This window comes from Kriegella aquimaris (genome assembly GCF_900103215.1).
Classification (GTDB): Bacteria; Bacteroidota; Bacteroidia; order Flavobacteriales; family Flavobacteriaceae; genus Kriegella; species Kriegella aquimaris.
On sequence record NZ_FNGV01000003.1, the window covers coordinates 528,560 to 546,535 of the forward strand.

The following is a 17,976-nucleotide window of genomic DNA, read 5'->3' on the forward strand; positions in this document are numbered from 1 at the left end:
CTAGATCTATTCGGTCTTTAAAAGTTGGCTTAAAAAAGCATTGCTGGCACCGGCCCCGCTATCATCTTGTGGACTCAAACGAACATTTCCTTCATCATCATAAAAAGAGCCCCATGGAGAAGATCGCTCAATCTGCCCTCTATCGGCCGCAATAAAACCTTCATCACGCTTAGCAAATTGCGTATTCATACCCACAGTCAACCAGTCATTAATTTTGGCATCCAAGTTTAATCGAGAACGTAATGCCTCAAACTTTTCACCAGCATATATACCCTCATTGGATGTTCGGCCAATCGACCAGTAGTAATTCAGACCTCCATTTCTTCCTGAAACACTGGTATTGATGTCGTTTCGAACCCCGGTCTGAATAATTCGGTCATACCAATCAATGCTTCTGCCTTCCAAATAGTTTCCTATTTCTACATCCTGAAAACCAATTCTATTTAACCACGCCCTTGTTGGGTCACCGGCCGAGCCATCGTAGGCCAACCACTGATCCAGAGAAACCCCAGCGGGCAAGTTGTTCGGGTCATCATACCTACCAGGGTTATCAATGGTATTTTGCGGATTGATACTTTTGAAAACATCGGAACGCCAATTTACATATCCCTGAGCATCATAGGGTCTTTCTTTGTATGCGTCAGTAGCAAAACCTACGCTTGTATTTACATTAATTGTCGGCTTATCACTTGTGCCTCTTTTTGTAGTGACCAAAATTACGCCGCTAGCTCCACGTGCACCATAGACCGCCGCGGAACTGGCATCTTTCATTACATCGAGTTTGTCTATGTCAGAAGGAGCGATATCGGATAAATCACCATTATAAATCATTCCGTCAACTACAATCAAAGGGCTTGATCCAGCGGTCAAACTATTATTACCCCGAATTCTAATTTGACTAGTTCCTTTCGGCGAAGCTGAAAGACCTATACTCAAACCCGCGACGTTACCTCGCAATACATCGGTCACCGAGTTCGTAGATTGATCAGAAAGTCCATCTGCATCAATTTGGGAAATAGCCCCAGTCAAATCTTTCTTTTTTACTGCACCATAACCTACTAAGACTACTTCATCCAAAGTAGAAGCACTGGGCTCCATGGTTGTATTAATTTGTGATTTACCATTCACGGGAAGTTCTTGTTCGCCATAACCGATATAACTAATAACAAGAATCGCATTTTGATTGGAGACCTCAATTGAGTAATTACCGTCAAAGTCGGTAGATACACCGTTGGCAGTCCCTTTTTCAATAATGGATGCTCCTGGCAAAGGTGTTTCTAGTTCGTCAAGAACAGTTCCTGATACGGTAAAAGCGTTTTGCCCATATGTTATGGAGGAAAAAACAAACATAAAGAGTAAGGCCGCTAAGGCATGTTTGCATAATTTGAGTGGTGGTGTTGGGTTTTTCATAAATCAGTTATTAAGGTGAGTTATCGTATTTAAAATCGAGCTTCAAAAAAAACAATCCACTAATCGATTTGGACAAAGCTAAAAAAAATTACATTTTACGCAACCGATTACGTTAAATATTTACTAATTAATTCTCAAAATAGTGATTAGACCCCGACAACAATATCATTAAGAGGGATTTCCCTCCTATATTTATATGTTTTTTACAATTTATGTTTTATATTGAAAATTTGTTACGTAATATTGTTGCGTTATTTCTCCAAATGAGTTCATGCAAAAAAAAGTTACTATATACGATTTGGCCAAGATGCTAAATGTTTCCCCAGCTACGGTGAGTCGTAGCTTGAACGACCATCACTCCATCAGCAAAAAGACGAAGGAGCGAATTTTGCTAGCAGCTAATGAAGCAGGCTATCGTACGAATAAGTTTGCAGCCAACCTGAGCAAGCAGAAATCGAATACTATAGGCGTCGTAGTACCCAAATTAAATTCCTATTTTATGTCTACCGTTCTTTCAGGAATAGAAAAAGCGGCCAATGATGAAGGGTATAATTTAATTATCAGTCAATCTTTAGAATCAGAAAAAAAAGAAAAACTCAACACCAAAACATTATACGATAGCGGTGTTGACGCCTTAATGGTTTCTTTGGCCTACGAAACGAGCAATTACGAACATTTTGACACGTTCACAAAAAAAGAGATACCACTACTTTTCTTTGACAGGGTATTTACCCTGCCAAATTGCCCTACCATTCTAATCGATAATAAATTGGCAGGGTTTCAAGCTACCGAGCACCTTATTTCACAGGGGTGTAAAAATTTGTTGCATATTAGCGGTAATTTACAGCGCAATGAATATGCAGAACGTTTACAGGGGTTTAAAGATGCCATGGTCAAAAACGGAATTCCGTTCAGGACTAGCAACCTTTTAGAAACCGACTTGGACCCCCAAAAGATAGATGAAGTCCTTAAACATATCAAAAAGTCCAAGAACAAGGTTGATGGCATATTTCTTGCTAATGACACGATGGCTGTCGAATGTATAAAAGAACTCAAAAAAATCGGGATAAAAATTCCCGAAGAAATTAAAATCGTTGGCTTTAATAATGATCCAATATCAGAAATAATAAGTCCTGCTTTGACAACTATCGACTATCCCGGTTATAAATTGGGTGTTTTGGCAGGCCAGAGCATTATTAGCCACTTGAACGGCACCATAAATCTAGAGTCGGCGGGATCTATTATTCTAAAGCATAAATTGATCATACGAGAATCCACAGAAAATAAATTAAACTAAACACTATGAAAAAACTGATTTTTAGCGCTTTTACACTTCTTTTTTTGAACACCATTACCGCTCAGGGTCTCGAATCGTTTGAGGTTTCCGATGAATGGCTTTCGAAAATGGAAAAACTGGCTCCTTCATCAGCTACGGTCAAAGCGAACACCAAAAAAGTTTTGGTCTTTTCCCAACATACAGGGTTTTATCATTGGACCGCCCCGCTGAATGTTGAAATGCTAAAAATTCTCGGTACGAAGTCGGGTGCCTTTGAAATCACTAATTCTTATGATATTGATAGTTTTGACGCTGATAATTTAAAAGAATATGACGCCGTAGTATTCAATAATTGCAATCCGGCAGGCCCCAAAAGAGATTTATTTTGGGATTTATTACATAAAAACTCAAATCTTTCCGATGAAAAGATAACGGCATTATCGAAACAATACGAAAATAACTTATTGGATTATGTAGCAAAAGGAGGTGGGCTGATGATATTGCACGGAGCCATTACTGTTCAAAACAATTCTATGGAATTCAGTAAGATGACCGGTGGTAGTTTTGATTATCATCCCAAACAACAAGAAATGCACCTAAAGGAATATGATAAAAAACACCCTTTGGTAAAAGCTTTCAAAGGTAAAGGCCTTACGCATGTTGACGAGCCCTATTTTTTCAAAAATGCGTATTTCGATTACAACTTTAGACCATTACTTTATATCGAAATTGATGAATTAAAAGGTATGAAAAAGGAAGTTGACCAAGAAGTCAATTATGTTGCTTGGATCAAAAGACACGGCAAGGGAAGGGTTTTCTATACTTCGCCCTCGCACAATGCGCAAAGTTTAGACAACCCTGAACTATTACAATTTTTGTTAGACGGAATGCAGTATGTCGTAGGTGATTTAAAATGTGATGATAGCCCTATAGGAAAACAGAAAGGCGGAACTCGATAACCGCAACCACATATATTTGGAATTGAAAAATGAGCGGAAAAACCGCTCATTTTTATTTTACCTAAATCTCTGACTTTAGATTAACCCACTTTGAGCTTTACACTATATTCTATGTAATTTATAAGGATAAACCCGGCCCGCGTTCCATTGACAAACATATAAATTCTTATCACGGTCGACACAGACATCGTGGCAATGTTTAAAAATAGGGCGGTCTTGAAGCATTAATTGCAACTTTCCATCCTTGTAGTTCGGTGCGGTACCCCCAGGATTGGACACTACCTTATTTTCCTTGTCGAGAATGGTTACAAAACCTTTGTTCAATTGCATATTGTAGTTGCCCTCCTCCATACCAAAACAAACCCCGGAATATATATTTTCGCCATCGATTACAGGGCGACTGACAAATAAGCCTGGCATATAAATATTTTCCAGATATTCCCCATCCAAAGAAAATCGCTTAAATGAATTTTTAATACGTGCTGAACACAACAACGTCGGATTGTTCGGATCTCGTGTATCCAGAGTTACCCCGTGTGCCTGTTTGAATTTTTCTGGAGACAAAAAGCTATCTCCCCCGAACTTTCGAATGAATGCTCCCTTGGCATCATATTGCAAAATAAATTGGGAACCGTAGCCATCGGCCACATAAATATCCCCATTGGGACCTATTGTGGTTTCCGTAGGCCTGTACGCCATTTTATCGTCGTAAACACCCAGTTTTATTGGTGAACTAAGTTCCATAATTATGCGCCCATCCAACGAACTCTTGATTACCCTACCCAAGCCGGGATCCGTAAGGTATAGATATTCCGAACCTCCTTCGTCATGAATAGTTAATCCATGGGCTCCGGGTAAATTCAATGTCCAAGAATTCAGCAGTTTGCCAGCGGTGTCATAAATAAGGATATTGTTCTTGGGATGATCGGTCAGAAGCAATAGCCTTCCTCTTTTATCCATAACCATCTCGTGACAGTTATTGACAGGTGTCTTTTTCGGGTCTAAATCACCCCATTCCTTTTCAAGCTGATAACGAAAATCACCGTGTCCTAAAATAATCTCATCCAACTTCGGCCTCGAGGTCATGATCTGAAATGGAAATACTGAGGATGCCATGAGAGCACCACCGGACTGTATCGTTCTCTCAACGAACTTTCTCCTTGTAATCATATATGTCACTATGCTAGGATATCTTTTACCACATGGCCATGTACATCGGTCAAACGATACCTTCTTCCTTGGTGTTTGAAGTTAAGTCTTTCGTGGTCTATGCCCAACAAATGTAAGAGGGTCGCTTGAAAATCATGAACATGTACTTCGTTTTGAATAACATTGTAACTGAACTCATCGGTTTCACCGTAGACCATGCCTGGCTTTACGCCTGCACCGGCCATCCACATGGTAAAGCAACCTGGATGATGGTCTCTACCGTAATTGGTAGCCGTCAATCGCCCCTGTGAAAAACTTGTGCGCCCAAATTCACCTCCCCAAACCACTAAAGTATCTTCTAAAAGCCCTCTTTGCTTTAAATCTTGAATAAGACCCGCCGTGGCTTGATCCGTACTCATCGCCTGCCGTTTAATTCCACTAGGCAAACCTCCATGTTGATCCCAACCCATGTGGTACAATTGAATAAATTTGACATCTTTCTCGGCCAAACGCCTTGCTTGCAAACAGTTATACGCGTAAGTACCCGGCGTTCTCGCGTCTTCGCCATACAATTTATATATATGATCGGGTTCTTGGGAAACATCGACGGCATCAGGTACGGAACTTTGCATCTTATACGCCATTTCGTATTGGTTGATTTTGGACTGTATTTCAGGATCTTTCCAAATATCGTATTGTTGATTGTTCAATTCGGCTATATAATCTAAAGCTCTTCTGCGGTCGTGGTCATGAACACCATGCGGATTGTTCAAATACAATACGGGATCTTTACCCGAACGAAACTGCACACCTTGATGATGCGATGGAAGAAATCCGTTGGCCCATGCCGAAGAGCTTAAAGGTTGTGCCCCCCCACCCTTTGACAGCATCACCACAAAATTGGGTAAATCTTTATTATCACTACCCAGCCCATAGCTCAGCCATGAACCTATTGAAGGCCTTCCACTTTGCTGTGAGCCCGTTTGCACGAACATCACGGCCGGTTCATGGTTTATGGCCTCTGTACGCATTGATTTAATGATACAAAGGTCATCGACCACCTTGGCCGTATGTGGAAAAATTTCACTTACCCATGCCCCCGATTGACCGTATTGCTTAAAATCATAAATTGATTTCACCAAAGGAAAAGTAGATTGATCGGAAACCATACCCGAATTTCGTTGGGTGCCCTGTACGGAAGGCGGAATCTCTTTCCCATGCCATTTTGCCAATTGTGGCTTGTAATCAAACGTCTCCAATTGGGAAGGTCCCCCACTTTGAAAAAGGTAAATGACCCTTTTGGCCCTTGCCGGAAAATGTGTACCGTTCAAAACACCCCCCATACCATTTCCAGAATTACCCAAAAACAAATCTTTTGCATAACCTGTAGTTGGCGCCAACATGCTTGAGAGGGCAATTGAGCCAAAACCTAAAGAGGCTTTCTTAAGAAATCCGCGTCGTGTCTCTGTAAATTTTAATTCTCTAGTTAAATCGTCCATAATTTGGTTATCGTATTGTATAGCCGTCAGCAGTGTTCATTACTCCGTTCAAAACTGTTGCTAAAGCCGCAACTTCAATCACATCGAGATTATCTTTTGGTTTCGTACTTCCGGTGGAAACATACGCCACAGCATCTTCCTCCTTTTCTTGAAACCGATTGCGCTCTGCATTATAGAATTTTTGCACGATGGCCATTTCAGATGTATTCGGATTGCGACCTGCAGCAAGCTTATATCCGTTTTTAAGCCGCTCATCCAAATTTATATAATCTTGAATGAGATTTTCGGCCAATACACAGGAAGCTTCAATGAACTGAGGGTCGTTCAAAAGCACCAAGGCTTGCAGCGGCGTGCTAGTTTCTCTGCGCTTTACCGTACATACACCTCTTTCTCCCACATCGAAAATCAACATTGAAGGAGGAGCTGACGTTCTTTTCCAAATAGTATATAAACTACGGCGGTAGAGGCCTTCCCCAGGTTCCTGTAAATATTTGTAGCGCCAAGACTTATTACTGATTTCGTCCCAGAGGCCTTCGGGCTGGTACGGATAAACACTTGGGCCGCCCATTTTATGGGATAATAAGCCACTAATGGCCAAGGCATTGTCACGCACCATTTCGGCAGTCATTCGAAAACTTGGGCCACGCGCCAATAATTTATTATCACCATCAATTTCATGCAATTCTTCCCTTATTTGTGAACTTTGTTGGTAGGTCGCCGACATTACCATGAGCTTGTGCATTTTTTTGATATCCCAACCTGATTCACGAAAACTAACTGCGAGCCAGTCCAACAATTCAGGGTGAGAAGGCAGGTCACCTTGGTTACCAAAATCATCGGAAGACACCACCAACCCTTTTCCAAAATGCATTTGCCACAAGCGGTTTACATATACCCTAGCGGTCAATGGATGATTCTCATCGAACAGCCATTTGGTAAGGCCCAAACGGTTTCGCGGAAGATCTTCATCGAACGGAAGCACTGCCTTGATAATATTCGGAAAGACTTCTTCGGTGGGCGAGTCATACATACCCCTATCGAGTACATAAGTAGGTCTTGGTTGTGGCGTCTCACCCAAAACCATAATCTCAGGAATCGTATCGACAACCGTTAAACGTTCCTTTTTTAGCTTGCGAAGTTCCTCATACTTTGCAATAAAATTTGGTTCGTTTTTCAATCGATATGCCGCAGCAATCGACTTCTTCCCCTTATCTTGGGTATCTTCAAGAGCAGCAACAGCTTTATTTTTGTCTTCGGCGTAAAGCACTTCCAAAGCCGTTAGTTCTCTATTATAAATTTTAAGCTCATCAAGTCCGCCGTTAATAAAGGTCTTTATTTTATCTCGTACTCCTAAGGTAAACCCATTAAAACCGTAAGTGTGAATATTGGGTTCGAATGTAATGGATTTATAGAGGTGGTCTATTTCAACCGTTACTTCCATTTCCTCGCCGTTTAGATAGAAATGTACGCCCGCTCCCTTACCGAGTCCATCGTATGAAACAACAAAATCGGACCATTCTTTTTCAGGAATAGGATTTTTTGCGGTCACCTGGATGGCGTTCGTAGGCCAAGATTGGGCAATGATAAATTTCGGTCGGTTATCCTCTAAATAGAACGAATACCCATTTAATCCCAATCTCAAGTCTTCACAATGATAAAATATTCCGGCTTCTTCGTAGATTTTATCAGGAAACAGTGATAATGAAACCGTAAACGGGTCTGTAAAATCGTACCAACCAACTTTCTCGGGCAACCGAATTGTCGTATAATCATTTATGAAAATACCATCACCGCTCGCTCCCGCTTTAACGTTGGGTTCATTTACTACGGCAGGTTTACCGTTAGCTATCAAATTCGGACTGTTGAACCGCTTCTTATCCGTTCGGATCAATTTGTCGAAACTATAATTTACTACCAACCCTTTATTATAGTTTTTTTGGAGATCGTGCAATAACTCCTTCGAATCGCCTTTAACATTTAGTGATTCCGAAGGTGATTTCTGAATTTCAACCAGCTGTTTTTCTACTTTATCTATATTAGAATCGATATATTCCAAGATTTCATCTTGCTCGGCATTGGTCAAAAGCAAAGAAGGCCCAGGAACTTGCCCCGGACCATAGACCGCGGTTCCTATATCGTTGGTACTATTAAAAAAAGCCGCCATTTCATAATGTTCCTTTTGGCTAATGGCATCGTATTTATGGTCATGGCATCGGGCACATTCCACACTCAATCCTAAAAAAGCCTTGCCTAATGTAAGTGTCCGGTCAGCAACATATTCTTGACGGAATTCCTCAAAAACGATACCCGCTTCCGAATTCTTTTTATGCAATCGGTTAAAAGCAGTTGCGAGAATACTTTCTTGCGTTGGTTCTGGAATGAGATCCCCGGCCAATTGCCAAGTCGCAAATTTCTCATAGCTCATGTTTTCATTGAATGCTTTGATCACCCAATCACGATACGGACTGAAATCACGATGTTTATCATCTAAATAACCATCACTTTCGGCATATCGAGCAACATCCATCCACTCTGCTGCCATACGCTCACCATAACTCGGGGATGCCAACAGACGATCAACTAATTTTTCATAAGCGTTGTTCGAAGTATCTTGAACAAAATCTTCAATTTGTTCCAAAGATGGTGGCAAACCGGTAAGATCAAAGCTTAATCTACGAATAAGACTTTCTTTAGAAGCACTTTTGGAGGGTGTCAAATTTTGTTCCTCTAATTTATGTGCTACAAAAAAATCGATTTCATTTTTGGTCCAATCAGTATCCCTAATTTTAGGTAGTGTTTCTTTTTTGGGTTTTATAAAAGACCAATGTGGTTTGTACTTAGCTCCTTGCTCAACCCATTTTGTCAATATGGACATCTCCTTTTCGCTCAAGGCCAAGTTTGACTCTGGAGGGGGCATTATTAAATTCTCGTCTTTGCTAAGAATTCGACTTATGGCTTCGCTTCTCCCTGGCTTACCCGGTACGATTGCATGGGCGTTGACATTATTTTCGAGGGCCCCAAAGGCATTTTCTTCGATATCCAATCGAAGTCCCGCTTTTTGGTTTGCGGCATCCGGTCCATGACAGGCAAAACATTTATCGGAAAGTATGGGTTTTACATGATAATTAAAATCAATTTTTGCGGGCACTCGTTCATAGGCCAATTCGATTTCTTCAGGCACGTTCCACCCGCAGCCCGTTAATAGAAAGCAACTGAAACACAGCCACGCACAAACCTTTAATTCCTTCATATTAAATTCTTAATCAATCAAATATAAACAATTCATCAATGGTATAATCAGGCAAAAAACAGTTTTGTTAACTGTTAATAATTAATCATTATATTTAAATCTTTGAAGTGAAATCCTATGAAAGACGGAGAGTACGAAGCTATTGTTGAAAAAATCATTAAAACTAAATCATTTGGTCGATCAAATACCTATGCCAATCTTTTAAGATATTTAGTGGTGTCTTCCCTTAACAATGATGTACCCAAAGAGACTACAATTGCCGCTGATATCTTTGGAAAATCTTCTTTTGACCCTTCTCAAAGTACATTAGTACGTGTTTATGTATATAATCTTCGCAAAAAGCTCAAAGCATATTATCAAAATGAAGGTGCGGCAGACGAGCAAATACTGCGCATACCAAAAGGAAGTTATCGAATAGAAATTGTCGAAAAAAATAAAACCGTTCCATTCGCAAAACTATATAGTAAACGCTGGTTGGTTCTTTTGCTCGTTTTACTTCTGGCCTCCGTTTTTACCAACTTGTATTTAGCACGGCAAGAAAATCACATAGGGTTAGTTACCGATCAAGGTCTTTGGAGGGATTTGTTACAAAGTAAAAACCCCACCATGGTCGTACTGGGAGACCTTTTCATTTACTCTGAATTGGACTCTACCTTTCATTTAGATCGGAATGTGAGAGACCCTCTAATAAACTCCAAAGCTGATTTTGAAAAATTCAAATCCAATACGATCCGTCCGGGGGTTGACATCAATATACCAACCTATTCATTACTCATTCAAAGTACTAGCATCTGGATTAAAAATTTGACTGAAATTTTCTTTTCAGAAAATAAAGATTATACCATACGCAGCATGTCAAGGTTTAACCCCAAAGAATTGCAAGACCATGATTTCATAGTAGTGGGTATGATAAAAACTTTAGGAATCTTCAAGGCTTATTTTAAAAATTCAGATTTTGACTTTATTCCAGAAAAGGATGAGCTCATTTATAAAAATCCGGAGAATGCAAGCCAAATAGCCTATAAACCTTCCGGTGACCCCGATTCCTATCATACCGATTATGGGTTTATGGCCAAATTTCCCGGACCTAATAACAACACCGTCTATCTTCTCGGTGGCATATGGGATACTGGTGCTACCCAAAGTCTAAAGAATTTCACAAGCCACCAGCTGCTCGAACAGTTAACAGAAACAATGCAAGACAAGTTTGGAGAATTACCTCAATATTATGAGGTTTTGTTCGAAGTAAACGGCGTAGATCGTATGGAACTAAGTAGTAAAATAGTGCACTTGAAAAAGATTGAAAATACCCGGGATGTTTGGGAAGTGGGCAATTAAAAAATAATTTCTAGTTTGTAAAAACTATTTTAAGTTACCTACTCCCGAATAGTTATATGATTTAAAAGTGAAACATAATTCTATACCAATACTTTCAATTCGATTCAAATCTATTGGGTCATATTGGGCGTAACATTCTCCATCGTAATTTTTCCACCATCGACAGGCAATGTAATCAACTTACCTCCTGGGGGCCACGCATACTTTGTGGCTACTCCACTGATAAAGCCATACGCTAAAATGATGCCTCCCTTATAGGTTCCCCAATAATTATTGTAATGGTCATGCCCACAAAATACAGCTTCCATATTGCCGACATCAAGAAACGTTTTGTACACCGACCCATCATCCTCTTCATAATAGACTTTTTCTTCATTGTACCCCTGCTTTTTTATAGAGTCATCATCTTGCAAATATTGAAATTCTATAAGTGGGATATGAAACATTGAAATTGCCCTGATTTTTTCTTTATACGTATCGACGGTATTGTTGGAAATATCCCGATACCATATCAATTGGTCTTCCTTGATAGATTTATTACCCTTTTCCGCACCGGAATCAAAACCAAAAATTTGCCATACCGGTTTCTTTTCACCATTTACCAAAATATCTACGACATAATCGTACTTCTCTTTCCATTCGTTATTTACAGCATGTTTTCCTAAAACTCCCCATCTTGATTCGGCAAAAACTTCTGCAATGGCAGCCCTACCGAAACCTCCTTCGGGGTCATGGTTCCCGAACATAAACAACCATGGTCGTTCTAAACTATCGAAAAAATTAACCGCATAAGAAGCTAATAAGGCACCATGTGGTTTATTCCCATCGAATAAATCTCCTGTAATGGCAATCATATCCGGATTGTGGGTTTCAACCAACTTCTTTATTCTGCGACAAGTCTCCAAATCTCTTTTCCACTTCCCTTCATCAATGCTACCAAGATGAAGGTCGGTCACCTGCAGTATGGTTATGGGCGAACCATCTTCCTTATTTATTTCTATACTATATCGATCACTATCTTCCTTGTTGATAGTTCGCTGGCCGTTGACCGTTGAACAGGAAAATATAAATAATACCAAAACACACAGAACCTTCAAGTATTTAGTAATCATATAATTGAATTTATGAGATTTTTAGAAGAATTTAGGCCCACTTATGTTAGTGCCGCCCATCTTTAGTGCAGCAAGATAGCGTATCATTTATTTGATAATTTGGTATTTCTTAGCGTTCTCTCCTTGTTTTTTGACCCAATTGAAAATGCGATAATTTTGAAGTGCGTGTAATCTATTTGGAATTATAATTCAGAACAATAGATTTATCTGTATGGAGCAATTTTAATCCAGTGTAAAAGTAAACTTGTTATAAGGTGCATTGTGATAAGCCATTTTTTGTGTACTTGGTGAAATGGCAAAATAAGGTGAAAATGTGGTAACATTAACCGTTTTGCCATCAGGAAGAAACTCCAATATGCGCAACCAACCATCTCCTCCGTTGCCGTGCCATCCTCCGCCCATGGCTTGGGCATTAAATGTCATCTGGTTTATTTTTTTACCTGCGGTATTTTTATCGACTTTGAACGCTGTATGCTCCCTAAATTCATCAGGACTTCCGATATGGCCAGAAAACACCATCTGAATATTTTGCGAAGGCCTCACTAATTTTTCCCATATCGCTTCACCGTAATTTCCATCTTGAATGGGATAATTCTCCTTTTTAATATGCTCATTTTTTGAATTCAAATAGGAATGGGTTAAAACAGCCACCGTATGATTCTGATATCTTCTATTGGTGATTTCGTGCTGTGCCCAATGTAATACTGTGTCTCTAGGAGCAAATTCAAGATTTACGAATAGAAATTTTCTTTGATGAGGCGAAATAAACTCATAAATTGAATTTTCAGGGGAAGGGACTCCTTCGATATTTTTACCGGCCGCGCGAAGCCCTTTGTAATTCAAAATATTTCGATCTGTGGGGAAATATTTATTGTAATTCGTTTTTCTATTTTCAACACTCTTATAACCAAAATCATGATTGCCCGCCGCCAAAATATACGGCACTTTTCCATCTAATCGCTCAAAAGCGTGGGAAACCGATTGCCATTGGTTTCTACTTGGGAGGTTTCCATTAATATTATCTGGCACCAACAACTCATTCTGCTCCACTAAATCTCCTGTACATAATACCATTTTAATGTTCAACGAATCAATGTTTTCACTGATCCAGCTGGTCATTAGCTCCAAAATGCCCTGGTTACGTTCGAATTTCACATACGACTGTGTATCCGGCATTAAAATCATAGACCATGACTCAGGATTAGACAGTTTGGGTGGGCTGTACTTCTCTTGCGCATTACTAGGCGAAAATATTGTTAAGGAAAGAATCAGTAGTAAAGAAAAGGGAAGAAATCTCATATCTTAAAATTATTGTTTAGCAACTCGTTTTTCAGATAAAAGCCTTTTAATTACTTTATTGAGCTTTTTAGGCTTGTTGGCATACTTTTCAAGATTAACGATTTCGACCTTTCTAAAATCGATAGGATGACTTTCGCTCTGCAGCGAAATACTACCACCTTTTAAGAGCTGCCCCATTTCTTCACCATTTTGAGCGTCTAACTGCGGCTTTTCATAGCGCATCACTTCTTCGCCATTTACATAATGAACTATCAAAGAATCACCTAGCGCCAAAACTTCGGCACGAACCCACTGGTCCCCGTGATAGGTATGTGATATAGAGTTTGTACAATGGCGTTTTATAACTTCGCCGTCTTTAACGAATTGAGTGCCAGGAGTACAAAGATTAGAGGTACTACGGTCATCTTTACCATTTCCCCCTAGAAGTTGCACCTCTATCGAATTCGGAAAATCTTGATCAACAGCCATTGTTGTTGGATCTTGCCCATGAATCATTATTCCGCTATTGCGATAAGCCCAACCGGGTCCGCCTTTAGCTTGTTCTCCAACAAAACGATATTCAACAGCAAATAGATAAGAAGAAAAAGGTTTGTCATAAAAGAGATGTCCGAATTGTTCATCAAATGTGTCGTATTCATCGTATCTCACCTGAATATTTCCATCTTTAACCGTAAAGGTATCCCCAAAATTATCATTCAATTCATGATACCTTATTTTAATTGTCCAATTTTTTAAGTCCTTACCATTAAACAATTGTACCCACGGTGTGTGCTTTTTAAATGAACTACCTGTACAAAAAATAAGTAAACCTAATCCCAAAGAAGCAACGAGAAGTCTAAATTTTGAATCCTTTTTCATTCGTAAACTATTATTTTAAATTTCAACCTTTATGGAAGCCGTCATTAGATTTCAATCTGAATGACATCAATTTTGATGTTCACAAGGTATGTAATAAAATAAGGAAATAAAATCTTTTCTAAGCCGTCTCTTATTCAAGTTTCGTCCCAATTTGCAGATTATGGGCATCATTTAGCTATCGGGCATAAAAAAAGGGCCCTCCACTAATGTGAAGGGCCCTTGAGGAAGGCGGCGGCCTACTCTCCCACCTTTCGGCAGTACCATCGGCGCAGACGGGCTTAACTTCCCTGTTCGGAATGGAAAGGGGTGGGCCCCGTCGCCATGGCCACCTAAGTCTTCAATATTTTTTTACGGGCACCGGGGTGCCGTCGTAATATGACATAATAATAATGGGACGGTTTTCCTCGGAGAGGCACGGATTTTCTTTGTGGTGTACGGATAGAGAAAAGGTTTTTCGCCCCCTCCTGGGAGGGGGCGGTTTGCGCAAGCTCAACGGGCAATTAGTACCGCTCGGCTACACATGTTGCCATGCTTCCACCTACGGCCTATCGACGTGGTCATCTCCCACGGCCCTTTAAAGAAATCTCATCTTGTGGCGGGTTTCGCGCTTATATGCTTTCAGCGCTTATCCCATCCCGACATAGCTACCCAGCGGTGCTCCTGGCGGAACAACTGGTGCACCAGCGGTCGGTCCAACTCGGTCCTCTCGTACTAGAGTCAGATCCACTCAAATTTCTAACGCCCGCAGTAGATAGAGACCGAACTGTCTCACGACGTTCTGAACCCAGCTCGCGTGCCACTTTAATGGGCGAACAGCCCAACCCTTGGGACCTTCTCCAGCCCCAGGATGTGACGAGCCGACATCGAGGTGCCAAACCCCCCCGTCGATATGAGCTCTTGGGGGAGATCAGCCTGTTATCCCCGGCGTACCTTTTATCCTTTGAGCGATGGCCCTTCCATGCGGAACCACCGGATCACTATGCTCTTGTTTCCAACCTGTTCGGCATGTACGCCTTACAGTCAAGCGCCCTTGTGCCATTGCACTCTACACACGATTGCCAACCGTGTTGAGGGCACCTTTAGAAGCCTCCGTTACTCTTTTGGAGGCGACCACCCCAGTCAAACTACCCACCACGCACTGTTCCCTAGTTATAGGGTTAGGCCCCGGACAAGCAAAGGCTGGTATTTCAACAATGACTCCACCACACCTGGCGATGCAGCTTCAAAGTCTCCCAGCTATCCTACACATTGCTTGACCAAGGTCAATACGAAGCTATAGTAAAGGTGCACGGGGTCTTTTCGTCCCACTGCGGGTAACCGGCATCTTCACCGATACTACAATTTCACCGAGCTCATGGCCGAGACAGTGTCCAGATCGTTGCACCATTCGTGCAGGTCGGAACTTACCCGACAAGGAATTTCGCTACCTTAGGACCGTTATAGTTACGGCCGCCGTTTACCGGGGCTTCAGTTCAATGCTTCACCTTACGGATTACATCTCCCCTTAACCTTCCGGCACCGGGCAGGTGTCAGGCCCTATACTTCATCTCTCGATTTAGCAGAGCCCTGTGTTTTTGATAAACAGTCGCCTGGACCTCTTCACTGCGGCCCCCCATAAGGGGGGCGACCCTTCTCCCGAAGTTACGGGTCGATTTTGCCTAGTTCCTTAGCCATGAATCTCTCGAGCGCCTTAGAATTCTCATCCCGACCACCTGTGTCGGTTTACGGTACGGGCCGCACAGTTCGCTTTTCTTGGAAGTCGATACGCTGGATTATCGCCTTGACCGTAGTCTCGGCGTACTATCGGGGCATTACTGCTCCCTTCAACGTGCAATTCCGTCTGCACGCACCAACTCCTCGCCTCCGTCGCTTTTGTCACTGTGCGGGTACGGGAATGTTCACCCGTTGTCCATCCACTTCCCCCTTCGGGTCCGCGTTAGGTCCCGACTGACCCCCAGCTGATTAGCATAGCTGGGGAAACCTTGGTCTTTCGGCGTGCGGGTTTCTCGCCCGCATTATCGTTACTTATGCCTACATTTTCGTTTGTAGCTCCTCCAGCGCCCCTCGCAGGTGCGCCTTCAGCGGCACTACAATGCTCCCCTACCCCTTGTATAAATACAAAGCCATGGCTTCGGTAATATGCTTATGCCCGATCATTATCCATGCGGAACCGCTCGACCAGTGAGCTGTTACGCACTCTTTAAATGAATGGCTGCTTCCAAGCCAACATCCTGGCTGTCTGGGCAGTTCCACCGCGTTTCTTCAACTTAGCATATATTTGGGGACCTTAGCCGATGGTCCGGGTTCTTTCCCTCTCGGACATGGACCTTAGCACCCATGCCCTCACTGCGTTACATCATTTCATAGCATTCGGAGTTTGTCAGGAATTGGTAGGCGGTGAAGCCCCCGCATCCAATCAGTAGCTCTACCTCTATGAAACTAATAACACGCTGCACCTAAATGCATTTCGGGGAGTACGAGCTATTTCCGAGCTTGATTGGCCTTTCACCCCTACCCACAGGTCATCCCAAGACTTTTCAACGTCAACGGGTTCGGTCCTCCACTATGTGTTACCACAGCTTCAACCTGCCCATGGGTAGATCGCACGGTTTCGCGTCTACTACTACTGACTATGGTCGCCCTGTTAAGACTCGCTTTCGCTACGGCTCCGGACCTTAAATCCTTAACCTTGCCAGTAAAAGTAACTCGTAGGCTCATTATGCAAAAGGCACGCCGTCACAGTGCAAGCACTGCTCCGACCGCTTGTAGGCGTATGGTTTCAGGATCTATTTCACTCCGTTATTCACGGTTCTTTTCACCTTTCCCTCACGGTACTGGTTCACTATCGGTCTCTCAGGAGTATTTAGCCTTAGCGGATGGTCCCGCTGGATTCATACAGGGTTTCACGTGCCCCGCACTACTCAGGATACCACTGTCTTACTGCTCTTTGCCTATACCGGGCTATCACCGTCTATGGCCGTTCTTTCCAAAACGTTCTAGTTCATTACAGTTCGAGTATCGTGGTCCTACAACCCCGTTATTGCCGAAACAACAACGGTTTGGGCTAATCCGATTTCGCTCGCCGCTACTATCGGAATCACTTTTGTTTTCTCCTCCTCCGGCTACTTAGATGTTTCAGTTCACCGGGTTTGCTCCTCTTGCGAGGTGACATGTCTTCAACATGCCGGGTTGCCCCATTCGGATATCTACGGATCATATCGTGTGTGCCGATCCCCGTAGCTTTTCGCAGCTTATCACGTCCTTCTTCGCCTCTGAGAGCCTAGGCATTCCCCATACGCCCTTATCTAGCTTGTCGCCAGACCTTTGCGCCCCGGAACAGGTCCGGGGCAAATTCTAATTCGTACTTTACTTAAAAAATTCGTGTTTCTCTTTGGGCACGCACCACCGAAGTGATACATGCACCGTCCCAATATGTCAATGAACTTTTTCCGGACACAACGTCCGGACAGTGGAGAATATCGGAGTCGAACCGATGACCTCCTGCGTGCAAGGCAGGCGCTCTAGCCAGCTGAGCTAATCCCCCATTTCTTCAGTCATGAGTTATTAGTTATGAGTTATGAGTCAAAAAAAAACCCGCAACAAACCCAACTTCTAAAATTTCCTATTCAATATTTTACAATCAATGAACGTCCCCAAGCACTCGCTTGGACCTCGTAGTCCCGGGCAGACTCGAACTGCCGACCTCTACATTATCAGTGTAGCGCTCTAACCAGCTGAGCTACGGGACTGTCCCGGACGCAAACGCTGTGTGCGCCGTAACTTATATATTATATTTACAAAAACAGCTTTTATTTATTATCAAATC

The 17,976-nt window shown here is 42.1% G+C and carries 10 protein-coding genes, 2 tRNA genes and 2 rRNA genes; 3 read left to right on the plus strand and 11 right to left on the minus strand.

Features of this window, described 5'->3' with window-relative positions; all coding sequences use genetic code 11:
- Positions 1–6: 6 nt before the first annotated feature.
- Entirely contained in the window at positions 7–1,410 is a 1,404-nt protein-coding gene (locus BLS33_RS10065) for a carboxypeptidase-like regulatory domain-containing protein (protein ID WP_089888104.1), read from the minus strand.
- Positions 1,411–1,681: 271 nt separating this feature from the next.
- On the opposite strand from BLS33_RS10065, the gene BLS33_RS10070 reads away from it, so the two are divergent.
- A complete protein-coding gene (locus BLS33_RS10070; protein ID WP_089888106.1) occupies positions 1,682–2,707 on the plus strand; it encodes a LacI family DNA-binding transcriptional regulator in 1,026 nt (341 codons plus the stop codon).
- 5 nt (positions 2,708–2,712) lie between these two features.
- Positions 2,713–3,645 (plus strand): ThuA domain-containing protein, encoded by a 933-nt coding sequence (locus BLS33_RS10075; RefSeq protein ID WP_089888109.1) that lies wholly within the window; start codon positions 2,713–2,715, stop codon positions 3,643–3,645.
- Positions 3,646–3,747: 102 nt separating this feature from the next.
- Here BLS33_RS10075 and BLS33_RS10080 read toward each other — a convergent pair whose 3' ends face one another.
- Genes BLS33_RS10080 through BLS33_RS10090 form a run of 3 tightly spaced genes read right to left on the minus strand, consistent with a single transcriptional unit; the run spans position 3,748 to position 9,543 of the window.
- A complete protein-coding gene (locus BLS33_RS10080; RefSeq protein ID WP_089888110.1) occupies positions 3,748–4,815 on the minus strand; it encodes an NHL repeat-containing protein in 1,068 nt (355 codons plus the stop codon).
- Between the two features lie 8 nt (positions 4,816–4,823).
- Positions 4,824–6,293 (minus strand): DUF1501 domain-containing protein, encoded by a 1,470-nt coding sequence (locus BLS33_RS10085; RefSeq protein WP_089888112.1) that lies wholly within the window; start codon positions 6,291–6,293, stop codon positions 4,824–4,826.
- Positions 6,294–6,300: 7 nt separating this feature from the next.
- Positions 6,301–9,543, minus strand: a complete 3,243-nt coding sequence (locus BLS33_RS10090) for a DUF1553 domain-containing protein (RefSeq protein WP_089888114.1) — start codon at positions 9,541–9,543, stop codon at positions 6,301–6,303.
- 117 nt (positions 9,544–9,660) lie between these two features.
- Between BLS33_RS10090 and BLS33_RS10095 the strand changes: the two genes are divergently transcribed.
- The gene (locus tag BLS33_RS10095) at positions 9,661–10,881 is read left to right on the plus strand and encodes a hypothetical protein (protein WP_089888118.1); all 1,221 of its coding nucleotides are present in this window, start codon (positions 9,661–9,663) and stop codon (positions 10,879–10,881) included.
- Positions 10,882–10,991: 110 nt separating this feature from the next.
- Here BLS33_RS10095 and BLS33_RS10100 read toward each other — a convergent pair whose 3' ends face one another.
- The 7 genes from BLS33_RS10100 to BLS33_RS10130 all read right to left on the minus strand — a co-directional run bounded on the left by BLS33_RS10100 (position 10,992) and on the right by BLS33_RS10130 (position 17,899).
- The gene (locus BLS33_RS10100) at positions 10,992–11,993 is read right to left on the minus strand and encodes a metallophosphoesterase (RefSeq protein ID WP_089888120.1); all 1,002 of its coding nucleotides are present in this window, start codon (positions 11,991–11,993) and stop codon (positions 10,992–10,994) included.
- 222 nt (positions 11,994–12,215) lie between these two features.
- Positions 12,216–13,292 carry a metallophosphoesterase gene (locus BLS33_RS10105; RefSeq protein WP_089888122.1) on the minus strand — a complete coding sequence of 359 codons (1,077 nt, stop codon included), beginning with the start codon at positions 13,290–13,292 and terminating at the stop codon, positions 12,216–12,218.
- A gap of 9 nt (positions 13,293–13,301) precedes the next feature.
- A complete protein-coding gene (locus BLS33_RS10110; protein ID WP_089888124.1) occupies positions 13,302–14,150 on the minus strand; it encodes a 3-keto-disaccharide hydrolase in 849 nt (282 codons plus the stop codon).
- Between the two features lie 223 nt (positions 14,151–14,373).
- A 5S ribosomal RNA gene (gene rrf, locus BLS33_RS10115) occupies positions 14,374–14,483 on the minus strand.
- 146 nt (positions 14,484–14,629) lie between these two features.
- Positions 14,630–17,467 (minus strand): 23S ribosomal RNA (locus BLS33_RS10120).
- A 153-nt stretch (positions 17,468–17,620) separates the two neighbouring features.
- Positions 17,621–17,694: transfer RNA gene (locus BLS33_RS10125), tRNA-Ala, on the minus strand.
- A gap of 131 nt (positions 17,695–17,825) precedes the next feature.
- Positions 17,826–17,899, minus strand: a tRNA-Ile gene (locus tag BLS33_RS10130).
- Positions 17,900–17,976: the final 77 nt, after the last annotated feature.